This window comes from Steroidobacter sp., assembly GCF_016790065.1.
Lineage (GTDB): Bacteria > Pseudomonadota > Gammaproteobacteria > Steroidobacterales > Steroidobacteraceae > Steroidobacter.
In genome coordinates, this window is record NZ_JAEUPY010000068.1 from 1 (window position 1) to 25,515 (window position 25,515).

The window sequence follows — 25,515 nt, forward strand, 5'->3', positions numbered from 1 at the left end:
ATGCCGTCAGCGATTGCCGAATGCTTGGCGTAAGCAACGCGAGCGAGCTCCGGATGGGCTGCGACAATCTGCAGCGTGTGCAACGCAGGTTGCTCGGCGGGCCGCGGAAAATTCTTGTGACGATGAAAGCGATACGCGCCAAGTCGGGCGCCGAACGCGGCGCGGGCTGCTGCCTCTGCGCCCGTATCGGGAAGATGCAGCACGAGTGTCTCAACGCCAATAGCGTCTGCGGCTCGATAGGCGTAGGCCGCAATCTCTTCGATGGCGAGCGGAGCGCGCTCGATGTCACCGGCACCGATGATGAGCACCGTGCGTCCTGCAGAGACCACGGCGTGGGTCTCTTTCTGACCTTTGAAGCGTGCGTTGAATGCTCGGCTGAGCGCGCCGCTAAAAGACTCGTCGAAGCGGCGTGCTGCCGCCGAGAGCGGTTTGTTCTCAAACGCCAGCACCGCGACGGCGGCGTCCGAGGCTACCGCTGCCTCAGTGATGAATTGGATGTCCAAGGTGGAGCTCCGCTGCCGGGGCAGCTGTTTCTAGAATCGCAACGTATCTTCAATCGCCCAGGTCAGTACGACTTCACCCGTCGGCGGCTCGGTTCGTGCCGGCAAATGCACTGTCCACACTGAGCTGCCGATGTCGACGAGTACATGGATTTCGTTACCGTGATAGCTGGAGGAGAGAACGGTACCTTGTAGCTGGAGGCCATGCGAAGGCGCCTCCGCGCGACCAAACAAACCGACATTCTCCGGACGCACGCCGATCTCGCTTGCGTCGATCTCGAGGGGGCCGTGGGTACGCTGGTAAACCGGCACATCGAGCACATTCACGGGGCCGATGAAGTCTGCGATGAATCGGGTCTTGGGCTGCGTATAGATTTCTTGCGGAGTACCGTGCTGCTCGATGCGGCCGGCTTGCATCACTCCGATCGTATCGGAGAGTGCCATCGCTTCCTGACGATCATGGGTGATAAATAAGGTGGTGATGCCGAGGCTTCGCTGGATTCGTCGCAGCTCAGTGCGGAGGCCTTCGCGCAAGCGAGCGTCCAGTGCGGAGAACGGCTCATCCATCAACAGCAAGCGTGGCGGATGCGCTAGCGCACGTGCCAAGGCAACGCGCTGTTGTTGGCCGCCGCTCAGCTGTGCGGGATGGCGGTGCGCGAGAGCTTCCAACTGCACGAGCGAAAGCATCTCATCGACGCGAGTTGAGATCTTGGCGCGCGGCGTACGACGCTCCTGCAGCCCGAATGCAATGTTCTCCGCAACCGTCATGTGCGGAAACAGTGCGTAATCCTGGAACACCATGCCGACATGGCGTAGTCGTGGTGGCGCTAGAGTCACGTCCTGACCATCGATGGCCACGCGGCCGGCGTCAGGCGCGACGAACCCAGCGACAATGCGTAATGTCGTGGTCTTGCCGCAGCCGGATGGGCCCAGCAACGTGAGGAACTCACCGTCCTTCACGGTGAGATCGGTCGCCGCCAGCGCTACGGTGTCTCCATAACGCTTCGAGACGTTTTCCAGAGTCAGTTGAGCCACAGCGTGTTCAGCGCGGCTGCGCGGCGACGGCGCTCTGAAAGCGTCGCGTCCAATCGCGCAGGTCGATACGTTCGTAAGGCGGAACGTAGCCGTTGCTCAGCGTCTGCTCGTCGAGGTTCGAGAACCGATGCGTGTTGCTGCCTTCTCGCTGTTCGCGAGCGACTTCGCGCAGCGCCTCGCGATTCACTGGAATCATGCCGGTCTCGCGACTGATCGCGAGTTGCGACTCAGCGGACAGCAACGCGTTGATGAAAGCTTCGGCCGCTGCAGGGTTGCGTGAGCCTTTCGGACGGCCGAAATAGCCACGTGCCACCATGATGCGGCCATCCGTGCCCTGCAGATGCACCATGCCCATGTTCAATCCGGATTTCTGAAAGCGGGCGGCAGCGCCGTCGGTGGAGACGGCCGCCCACAGCTCGCCGGTTTCGAACAGCTGGCCGATCAACGAGGCCGACGTGAAATAGGAGTGCGGGTTGATCTTGGCCAATGCGTCGAAGCCGGGTTGCGGCTGCTCGATGCTACCGCCGCCTTCGAAGATGAATTGAGTCAAGCCATACAGCCCGGTGTAGTGGCCGAGGTCGCCGAGCATCACTCGTCGCGCCAGGCGCGGATTGGCCAGATCTGCCAGATGCTGTGGCGGCTCGACGCCGGCTTCGCGAAGACGGTCGGCGTTGTAAATCAGCCCCGGCTGATTCACCCAGAAGGCGACACGATATTGATCGTACGAGCCGCCGATGATTTCCGCCGTGCGCGGAATGTTGGCGAGATCGAGGCGCTCCAGATAGTCGGCTGAGCGCAAGGCCGTATAGGTTTGATCGTCCAGCTCCATGATGTCGAACGGCGGAGGGCCGCCACGCGCGGCAATCAATTTCGCCATCGCGGCCTGAGCGTTCGCATCGACGTAGGTGACCTTGATGCCTCGCGCGTCCATCTCGCTGGCGACCAGGCGTTGGATGCGGTCGGCCCAGCCGCCGCCATAAGTCGCGACGATGATGCTCTTGCCGTCGTCGTGCGGTTTACTGCAACCGGTGAGCAGCAAGAGTCCAAGGAGCAGGGGCGTGAGTGTTTTAGTCAGCATGCGGTAGTCAGGGTCGCGGGATCGACTCCATGTCGGGCTGCGAGTTCCAGGATTTCATCGGAATCGAATGCGACCAGCTGGCCGTTCCGCCAGATGACCTGATCGTCGAACGTGACGGTCGCATCGAAGACGGTAGCACTGACTTCACCGGGCGCTTCACCGCAAAGATAGAAACGGGTGTCGCGGGGGCCGGTATGCCAGCTGAACACCGCGCGTCGATCGCCGCCGAACAACCCACCGATACGCTCGAAGTGAGCTTCGATGCGTGCCACCAGCAAAGGTTCGCCGCTGAGTTCGACGATGCGGCCGCTTTCGACCATGACGGTCACCGGCGTGGCCAGCGGCACCTCGGCAGCCGGATACTCATGGACGCCGGTGCTGGTCAGCGCATGGGTAAAGACCAGCCGACCGTTGAGCGCGGCGGTGTCGATGGGCGGGATGATCATGATCGGAGCGCTGCCGGTCGTGAACGGCGCGGCCGGAAGCAAATGCCCGCGGCGCAGTTTCATGGTTGCGCGAGTGCCGTTGGCACAACGAATCGAATATCGGCGCGCACCGGCCAGCAAATCCAGGATGCGATCATGGACTTCCTGAAGCAGGGCAGTGTGCGCGCGGCCAAAGTCTGCCGCGAGTGCTGCCCGGAAAGGTTGGATTGCCTGCGTCATGCGAGCTCGAAGGTGACAGATCGGTAAGCGGAGCACAGGCATAGCGCCACTGAGAAATGGCGATTCGTCCTTAGGCAAGTGCCGCCCGATCCGGTATTTTCGGCCGCTTCCTGAGTGGCACCGATCGTCTATGACGCCGAACGCTCGGCGCATCGTGTTGCTGGCTGCGCCCCATCTGCTGGTCCTGTCGGTTCTGTTACTGACCACGCATGCCGTCTATCTGGAGATGAGCCTGCATCGGGACGTGGGTTTCGGTCAGGTGGAAGCGGCCTGGTCCGCTCACAACTATGCCGCCATTCTCACCGACGGCTTTTATCTGCAAAGCCTGTATCTGACGCTCGGCATCTCCGCGATCATCGTGGTGCTGTCGATCCTGATTTCTTATCCGGCCGCTTATGCGCTGACGCGCCTGCCGCCTCGGGTGGCATCGTGGACCTTGGCGGCCATCGTCAGCTCTTCGTTTCTGGCCGGTGCAGTCAAGCTGCTCGGGCTGGTGATCCTGTTCGGGATCGAGGGCCCGGTGAATCGTGTGTTACGTGCGACGGGGCTTGCAGCAGAAGGGTTCCGGCTGATCGGCACCTTGCCCGGCGTGATGATCGGCTACGCCTATCTGTCGATCGCATTCTCGCTGCTGATGTTGCATACGACGCTACGGACCATACCGGTGCGGCTCGAAGAAGCTGCTGAAGTCCACGGCGCTAGTGCCTGGCGAGCTTTTCTGCGCGTCACCTGGCCGCTGAGCCTGCCGGGCGTGATCAACACCGCGTTGATTCAGTTCAATCTGTTGATGGGAGCGTACGCAGTGGCTGCCGTGCTGGGTGGCGGCCGCATTCTCACGTTCCCCGTTCTGATTCAACGCACGCTGGTGCAGTTCAACGATTACGGCATGGGTGCGGCGCTGTCGGTGCTGCTACTAGTGCTCGTAGTCGTGGTCAATATCGTTGCTGACAAGTTCGGCCGGCCAAAGCACGGCATGGCGGCGTCTCAGTGACGCAGCGCTCGTTCGACAAGCTGCGAGCACTCAGCTTGCTACGGAGAGCGGGGCGCATTGGCTTACGCGGCTGGCTCATCTTCCTGATCGCGCTCCTGTACGCACCCATCATCGTGGTGATCGGCTCATCGTTTGATCGCGGCCCTGACGCAGGTCCGGCGGCATTCCTCAGCTTTCCGCCGAAAGAATTCACCTTTCACTGGTACTCACAGATCACGCCACGCATGTGGGATGCGGTGTGGTTCAGTTTGAAGCTGGCCTGTGCGACGACGGCGGCTGCGCTTGCGCTTGGCGTTCCGGCAGCGTTGGGTTTGGCGCGAGCCACACCGCGTCTGTATGCATCGTTGAGTTCTGTTTGTCGCACCCCGTTGCAGATTCCTTTCATCGTCACGGGCGTCGCGTTCCTGCAGTTCTACTACGCAGTTTCGGCTGTGACCGGTTTACAACTGGTGGGCACGATGCCGGGCTTGCTGATTGCTCACGTGTTTGTGGCCACGCCTTATGTCATCGCTGCGGTGGTGGTGGCGTTGGGCGGAGCCGCGGCGAGTCTTGAAGATGCTGCCGTCAGTCTCGGAGCGACCTACCCACGTGCTGTTTGGCGAGTGACGTTGCCGCTTGCGATGCCCGGTGTGTTTGCTGGCGGCCTCTATGCGTTTCTTGTGTCTTTCACCGACGTCACGATTGCAGTTCTGCTTGGTGGCGCAGGCACGGCGACATTCCCGGTGGCCGTTATCAACGCCATCGACGGCGAACTGGATCCTTCCGTGCCGGCAGTGGCGAGTCTGGTGTTTCTGGTGTCGGTGCTGGTCATAGCGCTGCTACAAAAGTTGACCGGCGCACAGTTGCTGGTGTCATCGAGCCGCAACGGCGGATAACCACGCCGCTGACCCGAAAATAACTGCGCTGAAACCGTTCGAATATAGGAAAAATCGCCATTTCATATAGCGTTGCTGCCGCCCGTACATTGCTGCCCCCCGTCTTCCTATTAAACAAACGAGACAGCAGCAATGAGATTCGGTCGGCACGAGCATTCGATCCTGGCGCGCGCGGTGGCGATTGCCCTGGCAACGGCAGTGGGCGGTTACGCCCAGGCCCAAACGACCCAGAACTCGACCCAGAACACAGACAAGGATGAGCTCGAGTTCGTGCTGGTCAGCGCCAAGCGCGTGATCGATTCCGGCGCCAGCGCGATGGGCACTCGTCAGTTGCGAGACACGCCGTTCTCGATCTACGCCATCAGCAACGAAGAGATCGAGAAGCACCAGTCGGTCTCGCTGCCGGCCATCTTCGCCCGAGACGCGAGCGTCGCGCGTGAAGGCGGCACTGACTACAACATGTATTCGCAGCGAATCGCCGTTCGTGGCCTGTCGCTCGACTGGGTCAACAGCGTGCGCGTGAATGGTCTGCCGCTGACTTACTACGGGGCGACGCTGCCGTTGGAAGCGGTGGAGGAAGTGCAGCTGCTGAAAGGAGCGAGCGGATTCCTGTATGGCTTCGGCGCGCCCGGTGGCATCGTCAACTATCTCACCAAGCGTCCGACCGACAAGCAGTTGCTCAGCTTCAGCGCCGGCTTCCGCTCCGATCAGCTGTTCACCCAGCATCTTGATGTCGGCGGTCGCGCCGGCTCGGAAGGCACCTTCGGCTATCGCGTCAATCTGGTGAACGAGCAGGGCGACACTTACTCCGGCGGCGAAGTGGATCGAAAGGCCATCGCCACTTCATTCGAAGTGCGGCTCACCGACAACCTGCGCTGGACCACCGACCTGCTGTATCAGGACAGCCAGATCGATCGTCCCGAGCCGCTGTTCGTCCTCGACACCACCGTTTATCGCGGCGCGCGCTTGCCTGCTCCGGTCGACAGCAGCCGGACGCTGGCTTCGGCGCAAGCCTTCAGCGACACCGAGTTCGGTTCGGGCACCACCGGCTTGGAATGGAACATTGCCGATGGCTGGGATCTGAACGTCAACTACGGCAAGACCTTTACGGACTATCGCTTCCCGTATGAAACCATTCGGTTGTTGAGCCAGAACGGCACGTACGCCAACCGCTTGGCCGACTACTACGATGTGTTCGAGTACGATTTCTCGCGCGCGTTGTTGCAAGGACGGTTCAAGACCGGTGCGATCAGTCATCACTTGACCGCGGGCGTCAGCTGGCAAGATCTCGAGATCACTTACGGCACCACCAATTTCACGCCGTACAACCAGAACGGCGGCAGCATCTACGATTACGCTCCGGAAACCTGGACGCAGATTTATCCCGGTACGCCCGTGCATCGCCGTGGCAGCCACTATCTGGAGAAATCAGCGTACGTGAGCGACACGATCGGATTCACGGACCAATTGTCGTTCCTGGCGGGCGCTCGCTTCACCCAATATCTGCAAGAGTCGTTTAGCAACGCTACCGGCGCTCGCACCAGCCGTTATGAAAAGGACGCGGTCACACCGACATTCGCTTTCATCTATAAGCCGCAGGAGAGCGTGACGGTTTACGCCAGCTACGTGCAATCGCTGCAGCAGGGCGCCACCGTCGGCGTTCAGTACGCCAACTACGGCGAGCTGCTCGATCCGCTCGACAGCAATCAGTACGAAGTCGGGGTGAAAGTCGAGAAGTCGGATTGGGCGGCATCGGCTGCGATCTTCCGCCTCTCCAAGGGCGCGCAGTTCGTCGACAGTCGCAACGTGCTCACTCAAAGCGGCGAGCAACGTTACGAAGGTGTCGAGTTGAGCGGTCGCGTGCGAGTCGGGCAGAACTGGGTGGTCGGCAGCTCGGCCGTCTACCTGGATGCCAACTACGAAGATGGCGTCAATGCATGGCTGCTGGGCCGTCGTCTGCCAGGCGCCTCGCGCTTCAATGGCGCATTCGATGTGACGTATGAAGTGCCGACCATCGAAGGTCTCAGCGTGCATGCCGACGCCAAGTACCGCAGCGATACCGTGATCAATCACATCCAAGCGGCGAATCTGTCGGTCGAGGGGCCGGGCTACACGGTGGCGAATGCCGGGGGCAACTACCGAACGACGATTGCTGGTCGCGAGACCATCTTCAGCGCGGAAGTGCAGAACCTGTTGGGTCGCAAGTATTGGGATGCCGCGAGCAGCGCATTCTCGCCGGGTGCACCTCGTACGTTCGCGGTGAACGCACGAGTCAACTTCTGAGTAAGTGCATCACATGCGAAGTGCAGTCATGAATAGGTTGCCGACCATGCTGGCGGTGGTCGGTGTGACATGGATGTCGCTGATCGGTGCCGGTAATGCGGCACCGACAAACGCCAGTGTGCAGGATGCGGCGCTGGTCAAAGAGATCGAGGACTATCGAAAACGGCGCGTCGAGAACCTGCTTCAGCCGGACGGTTGGACCGCGATTACTGGCATGCACTGGCTGGAGCCGGGCCGATACTCGGTGGGCAGCGCTGCTGACAGCAACATTCGCCTTAGCATCGGTCCGGCACGCATCGGCGTGATTGAGGAGAAGGACGGCCGTGCGCTGTTCACTGCCGAGCCCGGTGTGGCACTGGTCGTTGACGGAGCGGCACCGACCGGGCCCGTGGAATTGAAACGCTACGGCAAGGGCACTCCTGCGACGACCGTGGCCTACGATGGCGGCAAGGGTTCGGTCAGCTTGATCGTGAGTGGTGGGCGTCGCGCGATACGTGTGCGCCATGCGGATGCGCCGACTCGCAAGAACTTCGCAGGCCTCGACTACTACCCCATCGATGCCGGCTGGCGCATCAAAGGAAAATTCGAACCCCATCCGCCGGGACGAGTGGTGCCGGTGCTGGATGTGTTGGGTGGATTGAATGATCAGGCCAATCCAGGCGTGGTGGTGTTCGAGCGCGATGGCCGGACGTTCCGGCTCGAAGTGATTGGAGACTCCGGTCGCGGCTTGTCGCTGATGTTCGCCGATCGCACCAATGGCAAGGGCAGCTATCCCTCAGGCCGGTTCCTCTCTACAGGCCTGCCGGATGCCAACGGTGAGGTCCTGATCGACTTCAACCGCACCTACACACCACCGTGCGCTTTCAGTGAGTTCGGTACTTGCCTGTTGCCGCCGCCAGAGAATCGCCTTGATCTGGCGGTGACCGCTGGAGAGAAGACTTATAAGAAAACGGGCAGCCATCTGTGATGGCGCTCCAATCGGGCCGGCGCTTCGCCGGCTATTTGCTCGCGCTTTTGGTGGCCGGCTGTGGCCAGAGTCCTGATTCAGTCAACGGCCAGGCAGCGCCGGCGAATGAAACTGAATCCCCAGTTGCCGACGCGACCAGCGCCGCGAAGTTTCCGGCGTTACGCCTGCAACTCATCGATGGCAGCGAGTACGACCTTGCTGCTCACCGAGGCAGCTGGGTGGTGGTGAATTTCTGGGCGACGTGGTGCGCGCCCTGTTTAAAAGAGATGCCGGAACTCTCAGCATTGCATGATGCGCACGATGACGTCGAAGTCGTCGGCCTGACTTACGAGCAGATCGAGCCGGAGGCACTGCGAGAGGTACTAGCCAAGCGGCCGGTTTCTTATCCGATCGCCATCGTCGATCCCTACGAGCTGCCTCGGGGCATCACCGCTCCTCGCGGGCTGCCCATGACCTACCTCGTCGATCCGCAAGGAAACGTGAAACGCGAATTCCTGGGGCCGGTCACGCGGCCGGATCTGGAGCGGGCGATCGCGGCGAATTGACTACCCCTTCGAGGAGATAATTTCGTGATGAATCCAGCACGGCTAATCGCTGCGCTCGTATCGTTGGTACCGATTTTGGCTCAAGCACAAACATCGCCACAGGCGTTTCTCGGGCATCAGGTTGGCGCAGATCGCAAGGTGGCCGACTCGCGCCAGATCAACGCTTATTTCACCAAGCTCGCGGCCGAGTCGGAGCGCGTTTCCGTGGTGGAGATCGGCAAGAGCACGCTGGGTGAGCCCATGCTCATGGCGGTCGTGACGTCAGAAAAGAACATGCCGCATGTCGATCGCTACCGAGCGATTGCGAAGCGTCTGAGCGATCCACGCGGGATTTCGGCGGACGAGGCGCGAAAACTCAGCGAGGAAGGCAAGGTCATCGTGCTGATCACGCACGGCCTGCATGCCAGCGAAGTGGGTTCGTCGCAGGCCTCGATGGAGACCGCGTACAAGCTGGCTGTGGGCGATACGCCGTTCGATTCAGCCAAGGTGCTGGATGATGTGATCGTGTTGCTGGTGCCCATCGCCAACCCGGACGGACTCATCAAGGTTGCGGACTGGTACAAGAAGTATCTCGGTACCAAGTACGAAGGCGGCGATATCCCGTGGCTGTACCACCACTACGCCGGCCACGACAACAATCGCGACGGCATCATGCACAACCTGTCCGAGACCCGCAGCATCAACAAGGTGCTGTGGCACGATTGGTTTCCGCAGATCCTCAGCGATCCGCATCAGATGGGCGCGACCGGAGCGCGCATCTTCGTGCCGCCCTATATGGAACCCGCCGATCCGAACGTGCATCCGCTGGTCTATCGCGGCATCGGCCTGATCGGTTCGCGCATGACCTTCGATCTGCAGTCGGCCGGCATGAAAGGCGCGGTCCACGACCAGATATTCGCATCGGCTTGGTGGAAGGGCACGCTGACCTGCGGCGCGACGGTGCGCAACACGACTGCAGTGTTCACCGAGATCGCCTGGACTAACATCGCGAGCCCCGTGCACGTCGATCCTGCCGAACTCCAGGACTTCTACACCCGCAAGAGCTTGCGTTACCCGGACCCGTGGCCGGGCGGCTGGTGGCGCCTGCGCGATGTGGTCGACTACACGGTCAAGACGTCGATGTCTTTGCTCCAGACGGCGTCGGTGCAAAAGTTCGATTGGCTCTACAACTACTATCAGATGGGGCGCGACGCGGTCGAGAAGGGGCTGCCGGGCGATCCTTACGCGTTCGTCATTCCGGCCGCTCAGCACGACAATCCGACGACCCTGAAGTTGATCGAAGTACTCAAGTTCGGCGGCGCTGAGATTCACCAGGCGACGACGCCTTTCGTTGCGGACGGCAAGGCCTTCGCCGCCGGCGATTTCATCATCTTCTCCGCGCAGCCCTATCGACCGTATGTGGTGAACGCGTTGAGTCGCGAGCGGCGTTATCCCGACGATGTCGTCCCCGGCGTGTTGCGTGACGACGCGTCGTGGTCCCTGCCGCTGCAAATGGGCGTTCAGTACAGCGAGATCAAGAATCCGTTCAAGGCGGAATTCAGGAAGCTCGACGAGATTGCCGTGCCGTCGGTGTCTCTGCCATCGACGCCCTATCTGGTGTTCGATACACGCGCGAATGCTTCCTATGCGGTCGCTGTCGCTCTGCTCAAGACGAAGAGCGCGATCTATCGTTCGAGCGGCGCGCTGCAGGTCTCCGGCGCAACGCTGCCGGCAGGTAGTTTCATCGTCGAGTCTACTGACCAAGTCAAACAGGCGTTGCCGGCGCTGCTCGACAAGTGGCGCGTCGAAGCTTACGGGCTCGACAACATCAAGAACCTCGACCTCCAGCCGCTGGCCAAGCCGCGTATTGGTGTTTATCAGTCGTTCCGTCCGAACATGGACGAGGGTTGGGCTCGCTACGTGCTCGACGACCTGGGGTTTGAGTTCACGACCTTGCGCAACGCTGACCTGAAGGGCGATTTGACCCAATCCTTCTCCGCCATCCTGTTCGCCAATGAAGCGGCAGACCGCATCAAGTCCGGCAACTCGGCTGACAGCGAATATCCACCGGAGGTGCAGGGCGGAATTGGTGCGTCCGGTGTGGCTGCACTGAAGGCGTTCGCGGCCAAGGGCGGCACCATCGTGGCGATCGACAATGCCGCCATGCTTTTCGTCCGTGAGTTCGGCTTGCCGGTGCGCAACGCGCTCGAGGGACTGAAGCAAGAGGAGTTCTGGATACCGTCTTCACTGGTGCGCATTGAAGTGGACAACACGCAGCCGTTGGGCTTCGGCATGCCGGACGAAGCCACCGCGATGTTCATTCAAAGCGCCGCTTTCAGTCCGCAGGTGCCCGGGGCTGGCAATTCGCTAACGCGGATCGTCGCGAGGTATCCACGGGATCGCGTGCTGGTTCAGGGCGCGATGAAGGGCAGCGAACAACCCATCGTTGGTCGAGCCGCCGTGGTGGAAGTGAAGCAGCAGCAAGGGCGCGTGGTGCTGATCGGGTTTCGCGAACATCACCGGGCGCAGACTTACGGAACTTACAAGTTGCTGCTGAACGCCTTGCTATTGCCGGCGCAGAAGTAGCAGGAAACTCGCGCTTCCAACCGCCTCAAGGACGAGGCGGCTTGGGCGGCAGGCGTTGCCACTTGCCTGGGTACTGCGCACCGAGCCAGACACCGACGGCGAACGTGGCCGCGCTCTGGCGAATCGCTGCCGGATCGATCTGCGCCATCGTGTCGTTAGCGGTGTGGTGGACGTCCAGATAATAAGTGCCGTCCAATTCCGGCCCGAGGATGGGCATCCCCTTGGCCACCAGCGGCGACAGATCGGCGTTGCCGGGCGCCTCGTTGGTACCGCGATCCATCTTCAACGGTCGGAGCACGCGATACATCTGGTCGATCACGCCGACATCGGCGGGATTCACGCGAGTCGAGAATTGCCACACGGGGCCGGCGCCATAGTCCGCTTCGATACCTAGCACATGATTCGCGAGATTCTGTTCCTGTGCGGCGGCGTAGGCGCGTGATCCTGCGGAGCCATTCTCCTCGTTGGCGAACAACACCACGCGCAGCGTTCGCCGGGGCTTGAGTTTCTGCGCTTGTATCAAGTGCGCGGCGGTGAGAACGATGCCCACGCCCGCGGCGTTGTCGATTGCGCCCACAGTCACGTCCCAAGAATCCAGGTGCGCGCCGAGGATGACAATCTCGTGCGCGAGATCGGTGCCGGGGATTTCACCGATCACATTGGCGGATCGTTGCTTCGGCAATTCGCGAGCAGTGCTCTTTATCCGCAGACGCACCGTTCGACCGCTGGCGAACTGTCGTTGGAGCGCGTCGGCATCCGGATTCGAAATGGCCAGTGCCGGAATTCGTGGCACGTCTTGGGGCTGGCGCGATCCGCCGGTGTGCGGGAAACGTTGCGAACTGGTGCTGAGAGAACGGATGACCACACCCACGGCGCCGAGTGCTGACGCGGCGGTAGGGCCTCCGCCGCGCACGCTCACAGCGCGCGAGTATTCGGCCCAATCGCGTCGTCGTTCGATGGGGTTGTTGAAAAACACGATGCGACCCTTCACGGCGCCAGCGGGCAACGCCTGCAGGGCCGCCAGATCTTTAACCATGACGGCTTCGGCTTCGACGCCGGCATTTGGGGTGCCGACGGTGCCGCCCAATGCCAGCGACGGCATGGGCTGCGGCCACGGTTCGAGTACGGCGAACTCCGCTTCACCGCGCACCCATTGCGGCACGTCGACTTCTTGCGTGTGTACGTTCTCGAAGCCCAAGCGGCGCATCTGTTCTTGCGCCCATGCAACGGCTGCGCGGTCGCCTAGTGTGCCGGAGAAACGAGGCCCAACTTCTGTCGTGAGCGATTCGGCTAACTGATAGGCAGTGGAATCACTCTGCGCCCGTTGGAGTAGGGCTTGCGCGGCAGTGAGATCAGAGCGGCTGAAACTACTTGGCGTCTGGCTGGTGGCGCTTGCAGCGGTGAGCAACGCGAATACAGTGATGGTGAGTTGAATGGCGGGTCGGCGCATGGTGTGTGTGGTCATCGCGAAGCCACCGTCAGCGGCTCGCTGCCGCCCGCGTGAGCTCGCCTGAAAATGCCGAACCCCGCATAGGCGAGTGCGATCGACAACAATGGATTGATGTAATTGAGCAGTGCCCAGGGGCCGTACTCCAACGGCGACATGCCGAGCACTCCGGTGATGAAAGCACCTGAAGTGGTCCACGGGATCAGCGGTGTGCTGAGCGTCGCGCCTTCTTCCAGGTTTCGCGACAGCATGTGGTTCTCGAGATTATGGTCCTCGTAGGACTTCTTGAAGATCTGTCCGCCGAAGATGATGGAGAGATAGGCCTCACCCATGCTCATGTTGGCGACGACACCGGCGGCGATGGTGGTCGCGATCAAACTTGCGGTGCGCCGGATGCGCGCCAGCAGCCGGCTCATGAGGACTCGGACAAAGCCTGCGCGATGCAGGATGCCGCCGAGCGACAACGCCAGCAGCGCCAGTGACATCGTCCACATCATGCTTTGCACGCCGCCGCCACTCAGCAGCGAATCGAGTTGCTCGACTCCTGTGTGAGCCTTGTAGCCGTCGTTGAGACTGTTCAGCACTTCCACCGTCGTGCGGTCTTGAATCGCCACCGCCAGCACCACGGCAACCAGGACGCTGGCCAGCATGCTCACTTCGGCGGGCGCTCGCTTGATGCTCAGCACGAGCAGTACCAGCAGAGGCAGCAACGATATCGGGCTGATCGTGAATTCTTTGGCGAGGTGTTGCTTCAGCTCCAACAGCTCCTGGGTGGAGACCGCTTGGCCACTGTAGTGCAGGCCGATCAGCAGGAACGCGACCAAAGTGATGATTCCCGCTGGCACGGCCGAATAGAGCATCGACTTGATGTGAGCGTAGATGTCCGTGTCCGCGCTCATGGCCGCGAGGGCCGTGGTATCGGAGACGGGCGATCCCTTGTCGCCAAAGCAGGCGCCGGACACCACCATGCCCGCCACGAGTGGCAGCGGAATCCCCATCGCGCCGCCAATGCCCATCAGCACCACGCCGAGCGTCGCGATGGTGCCCCAGGACGTACCGGTTGCGAGCGACATGAGGCTGCACAACACGAATCCAGTGGGCAGAAAGAAGGTCGGGTGGAGGATGTCCACGCCGTAGTAGATGAGGCTGCCGATGGTGCCGCCTTCGATCAGGGCTGCGATCAGTACGCCGATCAGGAAGAAAATGAAGAACGCGCCCAGGCCCTTCTCGATGCCGGCGATCATCGCGGACTTTATTTCGTCGAAGCTCAAGCCCAGCGCGGCCGCGTGGCCAGCAACCCAGACCAGCGCGAGCATCAGCAGGGTATGCAGATTGATGCCGAAGCCCAGGATGCCGACGATCACGATCGCGATGACGCCGCCGAAGCCGAGCGCAGATCTCAGGAAATCAGGTTCTGTTGTTGGGCGGTTCATCGATGCTCAATTATTGTTGGCGTGCGCGGCACTGCTTGGAAGCTAGCACAAACACACCACGCACCACGCGGTCACAGGCGGGTTCCAGAGTTGTCACTGAACAGTGCCGAACGATGGGTCGAGCGTCGTTACGTGACTGGCGCTGTGTCCGCGCTTTCAGCAATTAGCGACGTAGTGGAGTGAAAGGCTGCGCGGCGACGGTAATCGATTTGTAACCGCAACAGTGCTGCGCCAATCTATTCTTTAGCCGGCCTAAAGTAGATTTCAGGAAATCTTCCGGTCAGCGCCGCTCCGGCCGAAAGCGCACCACCAGAAACAACACTGCGATGGCGGCAGGCACCCAGAACAAATCGGTCGGTGTCGGCCGGCGCCGCGCAAAGCGCCGATCGCGCAATGTTTCACTCAAGGATGCGGGACCGGTCAAGCGCGCATAACTGAAGCCAAGTTGGTCGGCGAGTGCTCGCAGATGCGGCTCGTGCAAACCGGACAGATGCTCGATGGCGGGCGAGCCAGTATCGCCGAAGGCGCTGGGCTGGATGACCTCGTCGGCGCGCCAGTAACCTTGGCGATGACCTTCTTCATCGATTCTGGGGATCGGACTGGGAGCAGTGGTGCCCACACCAATGAGCCAGCCGCGAATCGAATCTTTCTGTAAGTCGTCGAGCACACGCGGCGGATAAGCGGGATCGAGCAGTGGCGCTTCTTGACCGTCGCTGATGAAGACGATGTCGGGGTGCAAGTCTGGAGGTAAGTGGGTTTCCTGAGCGGCCAGCACCGACCAATACACGCCCTTGGTGATTTCGCTGGCATTGGACCAACGCATTCGAGCATCGATTTGCTCGAGCGAGGCGAGCAGATCGTTGTAGTACTCGCACACCTCGACCGGTGCCAGCAGCGGGATCGTCCGATACCCAGTGAATGCAGCCCAACCGACGCGGGAGCCACAAGGCAGATCGCGCAACGCTCGACGAGCAGCCTCATGTGCCACGGTCAGTCGGCTGACTGGCGCGCCTTCGAGTTGGTAGTCCTCGACGTTCATGCTCTGGCTGATGTCGAAGACCAGCAGATAGTCGTATGCGTCGTGCGGCAGATCGACGCGAGGCATGACTAGTGCTGCTAACAGCAAGAGCAGTGCAAGCGCGATGGCGCGTGAATCTTTGTCCACGGCCAGGCGCAGCGACGTCATGGCAGATCGATCCTCGCGCCTTGCAGAGTACTGACACTCTGTTCCTTCTCCGGCGGAGCTTCCTTCTCTTCGATTTCTTGCTCCATCTCCGGTGCCAGCTGCAAGGCACGCGAAAGATTGTAGCGAGCATCCCAGTCCGCTGGCTGATTACGCAGGACGTCTCGATAGCGCTGTTTCGCCAGCTCGATGAGCGGTAGCGAGCGGAATGCCTCGCTGGCACCGTTCTCGAGCGCGTCTCTCATATATAAGTTGCCGAGGTTGTACATCGCTGCCTGGCTCAGATCGCGGCGGTCGCCTTCGATCAGCGCCTTGTAAGATTTCGCTGCTGCGTCTGAGTCACGCGCGCGGGCAAGGGCTAGCGCACGTGCCAATCGAGCTTCCGGCACGGACGATTCGATATCCGCCACGCGCGCGCTGGCAATCGCCGCGTTGGTTTGTTTGATCCGATCTAAACGCAGCGCGTGATACACAGCGAGGCTCGCGCATACGAGTGCAGCCGCCGCTAGAGTGCAATGAACGATAGAGCGCTTCACGGCAAACTCCGTACCAACAGAGATCGGTAGAGCAGCAACATCGCACACGAGAACGCTGCGACGGCGAGGAACGCGCGGCTATAGTCCTGGCGAGGAATCTGTTCCAGGAAATCGAGCGGCAGGTTTTGTTGGCGTTCGACATCGGCGACGGCAGTGGACAGGCTCTCGGGATCCTCGGCCTGATACGCTCGATACGGCGTCGGTAACGTCTGGAAGAAACGGTGCAAGGCGATCTCGGGTGCGTTCTCCCAACGCGACTCGGTGGTATCCAGCTTGGCGCTGTTGTAGGAACGCAGATAGATCCAGTACAGCGCGATTCGATTGCGCTTGAAGCCGATGCGGATGCGTTGCATGGTCTCATCGTCCAGATTGGCGCCGCCGTCCGACACCAACATGACGATGCGACTGCCTGAGTAAGTGCGCTGATCGAATCGAGCGATGGCCGCGATCAGTGCGCGACCGACCTCGGTATCCGCCAAGCCGCGGCCGACACCGCCTGCGGCGATGCCTGCTTGCATGACGGCATCGTGCTGAGTGAATGGCACCACGCTCAGCGGCCGATTGCTGAAATACATCAGCGAGAATCGATCGTCCGGCCGACGTGCGACGAACTGCGATAACAGATCACGCGCCACTTCGGCTTTCTGACGACCTTTGCCGAGGTGATAAAGCACGACAGTCGGGTCTAGCTCTCGCCAATTCGGGGGCAGCATTCGATCGTCCATACTGCGACTACGATCCAGCAGCACCAGAATCTCGGCGCCTTTGCCGGTGCGCAGAACCTGTGATTGCGGGCGTCCAGGCTGAGCCAAAGCGAATACGCTGCTTGCTATAGCGAGCGCGGCGAACAACGGCCAAAGCCAGCCAACGATGCGGCCGACGGGATCCCGCGGTAGCCAGTCGACGGACGGAAATGCGACTGTGTCGCGTCGCCTGCGTAACAAAGGCAGCAGTGCCAACGGCAGCAGGATCAGCGCCCACGGCTGCTCGAAGGTGAGGGCGGCGTTCATGACGCGTGCCGCCGTTCGATTCGGCGCAACTCATTGCAGAGTGCACGCACCGATAACAGATCGCCTGGCGGTCCAGCGCCAAAGAATCGCTGATTCGACTGAGCGAAGAAACGTTCTATCTCCGCCCGCCGAGGAAGCAGTTGCGGAGCACGCTCGAACAACGCGGGCAATGTTTCAATTTGCAGCACACGACCGGCGGTTCGGTCGAAGGCTCGATGCAACGCCTGCCAGGCTTCCGGCGCGCTCTCGTCGAGCCGTCGCAGTTCGTGCAGAGCTCGGGCGAAGGGTTGGTTGTGGCTGTCCCGCCAATTGCGCCACCGCCACCAGCTCAACCACGCTGCCAACGTGATCAGCAATGCAATCGACCAGAGCCAAACACTCGTGCGTGTGGTGGCTGTGTCGATGCTTGATACTTCACGATCCGGGCGGAGTTCGCCAGCGGCGCTGGAGGCGTTCGAAACCAGCGGTGCGACGCTGATGGGCGCAGCCGGAATATCGAGCTGCAAGTTACCCGCTTTGAGCTTCCACGGAGGCAGCTGCACTGTCGTCAACGCCGGCGGCGCATTAGTCACTTGATAGGTGACGACCAGCCAGTTGCGCCCATCCGCCGTCTTCTCAATAGTTGGCACGCGCCGCTCGAACCAGATATTGATGCGTTGAGCTGGCGGCAGCTCGCCAGGCTCGGCCGTCAGCAACACGCGCTGAGTGACCAGATCTCCAACGACGTAGCCGAAAGGCCGTGGCTGCTCGACGATGGCGGGTTGTTGAGCGGCAAGCGCGGTCGTTGCGATGGCTGCCGATAGCATCAGCAGCGTGCGGCTCATGCCGTAGCCTCGAAGAAATAGTGCGATAGGGCTTCGCCGTCGAATGCGCCGCTGACGTAGAACGGACGAATGCCACGGGCAGCGAATAGCGAATTCAACTCGCCACGACGTCGCTCCACGGCCTCGTGCCAACGCGTGCGCATGCTCGGTCGCAGCCAAACAGTGCTGCGACGATTGGACTCGACATCTCGCAGCGGCAGGAGGCCATCGCGTTGGGGAGGTTGGGTCTCGGCCGGATCCCAGATGACCAGCGGCACGATGTAGGAGTGCGCGAGCATATCGAGCACATCACCCAAGCGATCCAAGCGCCAATGGAAGTCGGACGCGATGAAGATCAAACCGTGACGCCCGGCCAGATGCGTCGCGGCTTCCTCCAAGCCGTCGCTACTTCCTGCCGTGCCTTCGCACTCAGCCAATAGCGAAGCCATGACTTCGCCGACGCCACGGCTCAGCAACGCCGGCACGAACAGGTCGCGACGTTCGTGAGCATCGAACGCGAGCATGCCGAGCGCATCGCCAACACGGAAAGCACTGTGCCCGAGCGCCGTCACGAAATCTGCGGCGACTTGTAGTTTCGATTTTGGCGAGCCGAAGCTCATCGAACTGGAAACATCGGCGATGACATGGACCGGCACACTGACTCGCTGGCGATGGGTTCGCACCAGCCAATCACCGCGGACTTCGCGCAAGCTGGCGCGAAGATCCAGCCGGCGCGGATCCGGCCTGTCGTACAGCTTCACGTGCGACACGAACTCCTGGCCGGCGCCGAGACTGGAGCCGGGATGCGAGCCAGGTCGCCAGCCACCGGATCGGTGCGGCAATCTGTAATGAAACTCGCGTGAGGTAGTCATCGCTAGCGCGGCGTCGGGACGTGTTCCAGGATTTGTTCGATGAGCGCGGCGGCCAGCTGGCTACGACGTAACTCGTAGACTGGAGTAAAAAATACCCGATGACCGAGCGTCCACGGAGCTACGGCATGAATGTCGGCGGGAGTGATATGAGTTCGGCCTGCGAGCCAGGCGACGACACGCGCGGCTCGCGTTAGGGACATCATGCCGCGCGGGCTGGCCCCAGCCAGTATCAGTTTGCTCATGTCGACACCGTCCAAGCGGATGTCGAAGCGCTCCGGTGCCTGGGTCGCATCCCATAGATCCAATACATAGCGTTCCAGCACTTCGCTGGCATGGATACTGCGTTGAATGGTCGAGCCGATTTCGTTGAGCTGCTGCCAGGGCAGAATGGCGGGCGTGACTCGTTCGAGCAGCCGGTCGACATCGTGAAATTCGGCGTCGAATACCAATGAGCGACGGATCTCCGGGGCCACCGGCGTCGGCATCCGCAGTTCGAACATGAAACGGTCGCGAGCCGCCGAGGCGAGCTCGAAGGTTTCTTCCTTCTCGACCCGGTTGCGGTCGGCGAACACGATCATGTGTGGGAAGCGATATTCCCGGTTGAAGGCCGAGACGGTGCGCTCGGCCATCGCCCGCAGTAGTAAAGATTGCACCTGCGGGCGGGCGCGATTGATCTCGTTGAAGAAAAACGTGGCGAGCTGTTCGCCGTGCCGGAGCAGGGGGCCGGGCTCTATGCGGGGTTTGCCGTCGGCGTCGACGTAGGTGTGATAGATGAGGTCGCCCGGCATCAGATCGACGGTGCCTTCGACTCGCTCGAAGTCTCCGCCGATGGCACGAGAGAAGGCGCGCAGAATGGTTGTTTTGCCGACGCCGACATCGCCTTCGAGCAGCACGTGCCCGCGAGCGAACAGCGCTACATTGATCAGCCGGATAGTGTCGTGCTGACCGATGACGGCCTTGCCGACTTCCGCCTCGACCCGTAACGCCCGATCCCGCCAGTCCTGCAACTGTTCGTCGGAAGCCATCGGACCCTCGCTGAGGAGACTCTACCGACCTGCGACCCCGTGCTCGGACGTAGTGTGGTGAATTCCGCTGAAATTAGCCAGCGAGCGTTCTCTGGCGGCCACCAATGTATCCAACGCGGCGATCATCACCGGGCCGGCGCAGTTCATATAGCGGGCCGGGAATGTTCCAAAACTACTGTAAGGCTGCAGCGCCCGTAGCGCCCGGTGATGAACCATCTTCTCGGCGCGTGTGTTGCTGCCGGGTAAGGTGTCGCCGAGTAGCACGATGTCCGGGGCTGCACCGAGCAGCGATTCCAGCGGCAACACGCGGTAGCCGGTCAACTTCGCCTGTGTCGCCACGTTGCTGAGCCCGGCAATCCGCATGAGTTCATCGGTGATCGTGCCTTTGCCCGCACTCATGCCGCTGGGCTGATAGATAACGGCACTGAGCCCACGCGTCCCGACAGCGGGTCTGGCGTGTTCGATGGCTTGTTTGATTCGTTCGACCAAGGCGCGGCCACGCTCCGGTTCGTGGACCAGTTCGGCGAGTCGTTGCACCTGAGCCAGGCTGGCGTCGACCGATCTGGGAATCTCGAACAGTTCCAACTGAACGCCCACTCGCTGCAGGGCGTTTCGAGTCAATGCGGCTGTGTGGCGGCTTGCCAGCACCAAGTCCGGTTTGAGCAGCACGATCTCTTCGGCCGATTCACGCGTCGTTGGCAGCTCTTTGGCAATATCCGCAATCGCTGAGCGCAGCGGATCTTTCGAATGTCGACTGAGCGCGGCGATCCGCTCCTTGGATACAAGTTCCAGCAAGATCGGATCCAGGCAGGTGTTGATGGACACGATGGACCTGGGCGCAGCGTCCGCCAGCAATGCTGGGGCTGCAGCCAACAGGAGCACGAAGACTAGCCACCGCGCGCTCATGCCGAGCCTTTCTCCTGTACGTGGAGCGCGCGAGCGATGTCTCTGCTGTTGAGATGGAAGTTCGCTTGCCGATCAAGCTGGGAACTCTGCAGCTTGACTGAGGCGGCGTGCCAAATCGCCGCGCGGTTCGAGTCGTAGTAGCGCTGACAATCCTCGCTGGTCGTTGCCGCGCACAGAGTGACGAAGGCGCGCCGATGAATGAAACAAAGTCCGGCGTGATCCGCTGGCCGAAACGTCAGCGAATCCACATCCGAGCGCCAGGACGCCTCGCTCAAAACTCGATGCCTCGCTGTGCTTTGACGCCTTGATCCCGGTACGGATGTTTGACGACGTGCACGTCGCTCACCAGATCGGCCGCTTCGATCAACGGCGCCGGTGCGTTACGCCCTGTGACGATGACGTGTTGCATCGGTGCGCGAGCGGCGAACACCGGCAGCACCGATTCGACATCCAGATACTGGTAATGCAACACGGCGTTCAGCTCATCGAGGACCACCATGTCGTAGCTGGGATCTTCGATGAAGGTGCGTGCTTGATCCCAGGCACGCTTCGCGGTGGCGATATCTTGTTCGCGGTTCTGGGTGATCCAGGTGAAGCCATCGCCGATGGTGTGCCACTCGACGTTGGGGAACTTGGTGAGCACGTCGCGTTCGCCGGTGGCTTTGGCGCCTTTGATGAACTGCACGACGCCGATTTTCATGCCATGCGCGATACCGCGCACGATCATGCCGAGTGCGCTCGAACTCTTGCCCTTGCCGGGGCCGGTGAGCACGAGGAGCAATCCTTTCTCGATGGTCGCGCGTGCTTGCTTGCGTTCATAGCCGGCGTTACGACGCTCGGTCATGCGCTTGTGTTTGGCTTCGTCTGAGTTCTGGTCATCCATTGGCGTTGCGCGCCGTGTCGGCGGCCTTGGTGAAGTTGCGATCTTGTAGATTCAGGTACTGAGCCGACCAACGTCGTGCCAGCGTGAGACAGTGCTGCAGTCGAATGCGACTACGCTCGCAATCGACCACGACAATGTTGTCGGCTGCCGATGGACGAGCGGGCGATTCTGTGGTTCGGCCATCGGTCAGCAGCCACAGCCAAGTGTGCTGTTGGGGCTGCGCTTGCTTGGCCTGCGAGATCAATCGCGATGCCGTCGCGACTCCGCGTGACAGCGGGGTGGCCCCGCCACCGCGAATGGGTTGCAACCATCGTTCTGCGTGAATGGACGTCGGTGGGCGTGCTCGCGTCGGAGCCACGAACACACGCGCCTCGGCGCCCGCAAAGCCGACGATGGCGATGTCGGCTTGCTGGTCATAGGCCATCTGAATGAGTTGCATGAGCATGCCCTTGGCCGCCGCGAGTTGCTGGGACTGGAGCATCGACGCCGAACAATCGACTAACAAACAATGCAGCGTGCGAGTGCGAGCCACGCCGGGACGAAATCGCAGATGTTCGCGCCGGAAGATTTCCGGCCCCTTCGCTACCAAGGTGCGCACCCAGTGCACTCGCTCGCCGCCACGCTGACGACTCGCTGTGAGTTGCCGAGCCGCCGACGTCATTCCTGCCCGACGCTGGGCACCTCGCGGTCCACTACTCAGAAACTTTTTTTTTGAGCCGGAGGCTCGATGGCAGGTGTCGCGAGTGCCTTGACCGGGGAGGGCGCCATCGCACCCCATCGTGCATCGTCCGGTTGCGAGCGCGGTGCTTCACGTGGCTTGGAGGGGCCCTGAGTTGGCGGCGACTCACGCGATGTGGTCTCGCGTGCTCGGTGATGAAGCGCGAGCGGGGCAACCTCCGACACGTGTTCCATCGTAACGCGGGTATCGCCATTCCGAGCCGCAAAGGCGCAAGCCGCACGAACGATCACGAGATCCGCTCGCAAGCCTTCGACGCCTGCAGCCACACAAAGCTCGCTGACAGCTGCGATGCAGACGTCGTCGATGACGATTCCGGGCAACGCTGCGCGAGCCTGAGCGATGTCGGCCCTCAGCCAAGCCTGCGAGCCCGCGAAACGGTTTCGGAATTCTTCAGGGTCCCTATCGAACGCCAGTCGCGACTTCACGATGTCCACGCGGGTGGCTGGATCGGTGCAGTCGCTCAGCGATAACGCCAAGCCGAAACGATCCTGGAGTTGTGGCCGAAGTTCGCCTTCGTCGGCGTTCATGGTGCCGATGAGTGCGAAGCCGGCGGCATGCCGGTGCGATACGCCGTCGCGCTCGATGAAGTTGACGCCGCTGGCAGCCACGTCGAGCAGTTGATCGACCAAGACATCGGGCAGCAAGTTCACTTCATCGACGTACAACACGCCGCCGTGTGCCTTGGCCAGCAGCCCGGGAGCGAAAGTCACTTTGCCTGACTGCAACGCTGTGTCGACGCTCAGCGAGCCGATAAGCATTTCTTCAGTGGCGCCCAAGGGTAGGGTGACAAAGGCGCCGCTGGGCAACAGTTCGGCGAGCGCTCGGGCGCTGGTCGACTTCGCCGTGCCGCGTGGGCCGTCGATGAGCAAGCCACCGATGCGCGGATCGATGGCAATGAGCGTCAACGCAAGTTGCAGCCGGGGCTGTCCAACGAGCGCAGCGAACGGAAATACGGGGCGGATGGCGTCGCTCATGAAGCAGCCTCTAACTGCGACTCAGTATCGAGCAGTTGCTGGCGAAGCATCGATTCAAACTCTCCCGGGGATTCCCACAGCTCGCGCTCGATGGCTTCGAGCAGCCGTTCGCAGATGTCGTGCATGGCGTTGGCGTTGTGACGCAAGAGGAACTCACGCGTATCTGCGTCATTGACAAACGCATCGGCCACCAGCGCGTACTGATAATCGCTGAGCACGTGCGCAGTGGCGTCGAACGCGAACAAGTAATCGACGGTATCGGCAATCTCGAACGCGCCCTTGTAACCATGGCGCTTCACGCCGGCAATCCACTTCGGGTTGACCACGCGCGAACGAATCACTCGCCCGATTTCTTCGCGTAGCGTGCGAATGCGAGGGGCTTCTGGATTGCTGTGGTCGGCGTGATACGCGACCGGTGCGATGCCGCTCAAGTGTCGAACTGCGGCCGACATGCCGCCATGAAATTGATAGTAGTCGTTGGAGTCGAGCACATCGTGCTCGCGATTGTCCTGGTTCTGAACGACCAATTGCATCGCTGCCAGGCGTTCGTTGAAGCGGGCGACGGCGGGCACACCTGCAACGCCTCGGCCGTACGCGTAGCCGCCCCACGCACAGTACGCATCCGCCAAGTCGGCGTCGTTGGACCAGTTGCCGCTGTCGATCAGTGACTGTAGCCCCGCGCCATAGGCGCCAGGTTTGGAGCCAAAGACTCGCCAGCCAGCTTGCGCTCGGGCCGCTTTCTGTTCGGTCCCAGTGTCAACGAGCTTCTGTGTGTCTCGAAGGATGCGCGCGCGAACGAAGTTGTCTTGTTCGCTTTCTTGCAACTCCGCGACGGCCTGGACTGCGGCATCGAATAACTCGATGACATTGGTGAAGGCGTCGCGAAAGAATCCCGAGACTCGCAACGTAACGTCGATGCGGGGCCGATCCAGGATAGACACAGGCAGAATCTCGAAGTCGGCGACTCGATAGCTGCCTTGGGCCCACACCGGGCGAACGCCCATCAATGCCAAGGCTTGGGCGATGTCATCGCCGCCGGTGCGCATGGTAGCCGTGCCCCACACCGAGATGCCGATGGTTCGGGGATAGTCGCCGTGCTCTTGCAGATAGCGTTCGATCATTTGTGCCGCGGAGGCGAAGCCAAGTCGCCATGCCGTCGGCGTAGGAACGGCACGCGTGTCGACGGAATAAAAGTTCTTGCCCGTCGGCAACACATCAGGACGCCCGCGAGACGGCGCACCGCTCGGGCCGGAGCGAACGAAGCGGCCGCTCAGGCCGGCACGCAAGCCGTGTAGTTCACTGGTTCCGCAGCCATCCAAGGCCGGACGCAGACGATTCTGCAAACGCTCCAACACCTGACGCGTGCGAGGCAAGGCGCTTATGTCGATGGGGGCGTCAACAGCGGCGTTCGCTTCGGGCGCTACTTGTTCGATCAGTATCGACGCGAGTTTCTCCAGCCGCTCGCGAGTGTCCCCGTTGTGACGCCACGGACTATCACTGACCTGGCTCAGTAGGGCGGGCCGAGCGCCAGACCATTCTTGGGTCCAGTCCGAGTCGAACGGATTGAAGCCCTCCAACTCTAAATCCAACGACAGCGCGGCAAGCAACCCAGCATTGCCGGCTTTGCCGTCGCCGACCGCGAATCGCGCAAGCGCAAGCAAGGTGTCGCGACGCTGAGTGCCACCGGGCGAGCGACCAAACACGTGCAGGCCATCGCGGATCTGGGATTCTTTCAGATCGCAGAGATACGCATCGGTCCGCATTAGCAGCGCTCGCTCGGCTTCCGCATTCTCGGGCCGCCCGATGCCAAGATCCTGGTGCAGGTTCTGCGAGATCACATTGGCGAGAATCGTCGAGCGCAACATGTCGGCACGGCGCGGGTCGATGACCAACGCCTCGTAGTACTCATCTACCTGGCGCTCCAAGTCCTGCAGTTGTCCATAGGTCTCCGCGCGTGTGAGCGGCGGCATCAGGTGATCGATGATGACTGCCTGCGAACGACGCTTGGCCTGACTGCCTTCGCCGGGATCGTTGACGATGAACGGATACAGATGCGGCATCGGACCGAGCAGCACGTCGGGCCAACAGGTATTGCTGAGCGCGACACTCTTGCCCGGCAACCATTCGAGATTGCCATGCTTGCCTACGTGCACGATCACGTCGCACTTGAAGCACTCACGCAGCCAGAAATAAAAGGCGA

At 61.4% G+C, this 25,515-nt stretch carries 23 protein-coding genes; 6 read left to right on the forward strand and 17 right to left on the reverse strand.

Annotation, left to right across the window (positions count from 1 at the left end; translation table 11 throughout):
* From JNL55_RS02555 to JNL55_RS02570, 4 genes are all read right to left on the reverse strand, one after another.
* Positions 1–503: M17 family peptidase N-terminal domain-containing protein (locus JNL55_RS02555; RefSeq protein WP_293848857.1), on the reverse strand; the 503-nt coding region annotated here is incomplete at its 3' end.
* Positions 504–533: 30 nt separating this feature from the next.
* Complete coding sequence (locus JNL55_RS02560; RefSeq protein WP_293848860.1) at positions 534–1,535, reverse strand: ABC transporter ATP-binding protein; 1,002 nt, start codon at positions 1,533–1,535, stop codon at positions 534–536.
* Positions 1,536–1,542: 7 nt separating this feature from the next.
* Positions 1,543–2,613, reverse strand: a complete 1,071-nt coding sequence (locus JNL55_RS02565) for an extracellular solute-binding protein (RefSeq protein WP_293848863.1) — start codon at positions 2,611–2,613, stop codon at positions 1,543–1,545.
* Entirely contained in the window at positions 2,607–3,278 is a 672-nt protein-coding gene (locus JNL55_RS02570) for a hypothetical protein (protein WP_293848866.1), read from the reverse strand. Before JNL55_RS02570 ends, JNL55_RS02565 begins: the two co-directional genes overlap by 7 nt.
* A 130-nt stretch (positions 3,279–3,408) precedes the next feature.
* Here JNL55_RS02570 and JNL55_RS02575 point away from each other — a divergent pair, with 130 nt between their 5' ends.
* From JNL55_RS02575 to JNL55_RS02600, 6 genes are all read left to right on the forward strand, one after another.
* Entirely contained in the window at positions 3,409–4,269 is an 861-nt protein-coding gene (locus tag JNL55_RS02575; protein ID WP_293848869.1) for an ABC transporter permease, read from the forward strand.
* Positions 4,266–5,144 carry an ABC transporter permease gene (locus tag JNL55_RS02580; protein ID WP_293848872.1) on the forward strand — a complete coding sequence of 293 codons (879 nt, stop codon included), beginning with the start codon at positions 4,266–4,268 and terminating at the stop codon, positions 5,142–5,144. The genes JNL55_RS02575 and JNL55_RS02580 overlap by 4 nt, the downstream gene beginning before the upstream one ends.
* Before the next feature lie 132 nt (positions 5,145–5,276).
* On the forward strand, positions 5,277–7,427 hold the full coding sequence (locus JNL55_RS02585) for a TonB-dependent siderophore receptor (RefSeq protein WP_293848874.1): 2,151 nt from the start codon (positions 5,277–5,279) through the stop codon (positions 7,425–7,427).
* Between the two features lie 28 nt (positions 7,428–7,455).
* Positions 7,456–8,394: a DUF1684 domain-containing protein gene (locus tag JNL55_RS02590; protein ID WP_293848876.1), complete on the forward strand. Its 939-nt coding sequence runs from the start codon at positions 7,456–7,458 to the stop codon at positions 8,392–8,394.
* Positions 8,394–8,939: a TlpA family protein disulfide reductase gene (locus tag JNL55_RS02595; RefSeq protein ID WP_293848878.1), complete on the forward strand. Its 546-nt coding sequence runs from the start codon at positions 8,394–8,396 to the stop codon at positions 8,937–8,939. The genes JNL55_RS02590 and JNL55_RS02595 overlap by 1 nt, the downstream gene beginning before the upstream one ends.
* 27 nt (positions 8,940–8,966) lie before the next feature.
* Positions 8,967–11,504 (forward strand): M14 metallopeptidase family protein, encoded by a 2,538-nt coding sequence (locus JNL55_RS02600; RefSeq protein WP_293848880.1) that lies wholly within the window; start codon positions 8,967–8,969, stop codon positions 11,502–11,504.
* Between the two features lie 25 nt (positions 11,505–11,529).
* Here the strand turns inward: JNL55_RS02600 and JNL55_RS02605 are convergent, their stop codons facing one another.
* From JNL55_RS02605 to cobN, 13 genes are all read right to left on the reverse strand, one after another.
* Positions 11,530–12,969 (reverse strand): M20/M25/M40 family metallo-hydrolase, encoded by a 1,440-nt coding sequence (locus JNL55_RS02605; protein WP_293848883.1) that lies wholly within the window; start codon positions 12,967–12,969, stop codon positions 11,530–11,532.
* Positions 12,966–14,384: a Na+/H+ antiporter NhaC gene (gene nhaC / locus JNL55_RS02610; RefSeq protein WP_293848884.1), complete on the reverse strand. Its 1,419-nt coding sequence runs from the start codon at positions 14,382–14,384 to the stop codon at positions 12,966–12,968. The genes JNL55_RS02605 and nhaC overlap by 4 nt, the downstream gene beginning before the upstream one ends.
* A gap of 280 nt (positions 14,385–14,664) precedes the next feature.
* A complete protein-coding gene (locus JNL55_RS02615) occupies positions 14,665–15,570 on the reverse strand; it encodes a vWA domain-containing protein (protein ID WP_293848885.1) in 906 nt (301 codons plus the stop codon).
* Positions 15,567–16,103 carry a hypothetical protein gene (locus JNL55_RS02620; RefSeq protein WP_293848886.1) on the reverse strand — a complete coding sequence of 179 codons (537 nt, stop codon included), beginning with the start codon at positions 16,101–16,103 and terminating at the stop codon, positions 15,567–15,569. Before JNL55_RS02620 ends, JNL55_RS02615 begins: the two co-directional genes overlap by 4 nt.
* The gene (locus JNL55_RS02625; protein WP_293848888.1) at positions 16,100–17,113 is read right to left on the reverse strand and encodes a vWA domain-containing protein; all 1,014 of its coding nucleotides are present in this window, start codon (positions 17,111–17,113) and stop codon (positions 16,100–16,102) included. Before JNL55_RS02625 ends, JNL55_RS02620 begins: the two co-directional genes overlap by 4 nt.
* Positions 17,110–17,937, reverse strand: a complete 828-nt coding sequence (locus tag JNL55_RS02630) for a hypothetical protein (protein ID WP_293848890.1) — start codon at positions 17,935–17,937, stop codon at positions 17,110–17,112. The genes JNL55_RS02625 and JNL55_RS02630 overlap by 4 nt, the downstream gene beginning before the upstream one ends.
* Positions 17,934–18,788, reverse strand: coding sequence for a DUF58 domain-containing protein (locus JNL55_RS02635; RefSeq protein ID WP_293848892.1), 855 nt, complete (start codon positions 18,786–18,788; stop codon positions 17,934–17,936). Before JNL55_RS02635 ends, JNL55_RS02630 begins: the two co-directional genes overlap by 4 nt.
* A gap of 2 nt (positions 18,789–18,790) precedes the next feature.
* The gene (locus JNL55_RS02640; RefSeq protein ID WP_293848894.1) at positions 18,791–19,813 is read right to left on the reverse strand and encodes an AAA family ATPase; all 1,023 of its coding nucleotides are present in this window, start codon (positions 19,811–19,813) and stop codon (positions 18,791–18,793) included.
* A 21-nt stretch (positions 19,814–19,834) separates the two neighbouring features.
* Positions 19,835–20,719, reverse strand: coding sequence for an ABC transporter substrate-binding protein (locus JNL55_RS02645; RefSeq protein ID WP_293848896.1), 885 nt, complete (start codon positions 20,717–20,719; stop codon positions 19,835–19,837).
* 271 nt (positions 20,720–20,990) lie between these two features.
* Complete coding sequence (cobO, locus tag JNL55_RS02650) at positions 20,991–21,602, reverse strand: cob(I)yrinic acid a,c-diamide adenosyltransferase (RefSeq protein WP_293848898.1); 612 nt, start codon at positions 21,600–21,602, stop codon at positions 20,991–20,993.
* Positions 21,595–22,263, reverse strand: coding sequence for a vWA domain-containing protein (locus tag JNL55_RS02655; protein ID WP_293848901.1), 669 nt, complete (start codon positions 22,261–22,263; stop codon positions 21,595–21,597). Before JNL55_RS02655 ends, cobO begins: the two co-directional genes overlap by 8 nt.
* A gap of 35 nt (positions 22,264–22,298) precedes the next feature.
* Positions 22,299–23,315 carry an ATP-binding protein gene (locus tag JNL55_RS02660; protein ID WP_293848903.1) on the reverse strand — a complete coding sequence of 339 codons (1,017 nt, stop codon included), beginning with the start codon at positions 23,313–23,315 and terminating at the stop codon, positions 22,299–22,301.
* A partial coding sequence (gene cobN / locus JNL55_RS02665; protein ID WP_293848905.1) for a cobaltochelatase subunit CobN occupies positions 23,312–25,515 on the reverse strand: 2,204 nt, incomplete at its 5' end. The genes JNL55_RS02660 and cobN, both read right to left, overlap by 4 nt.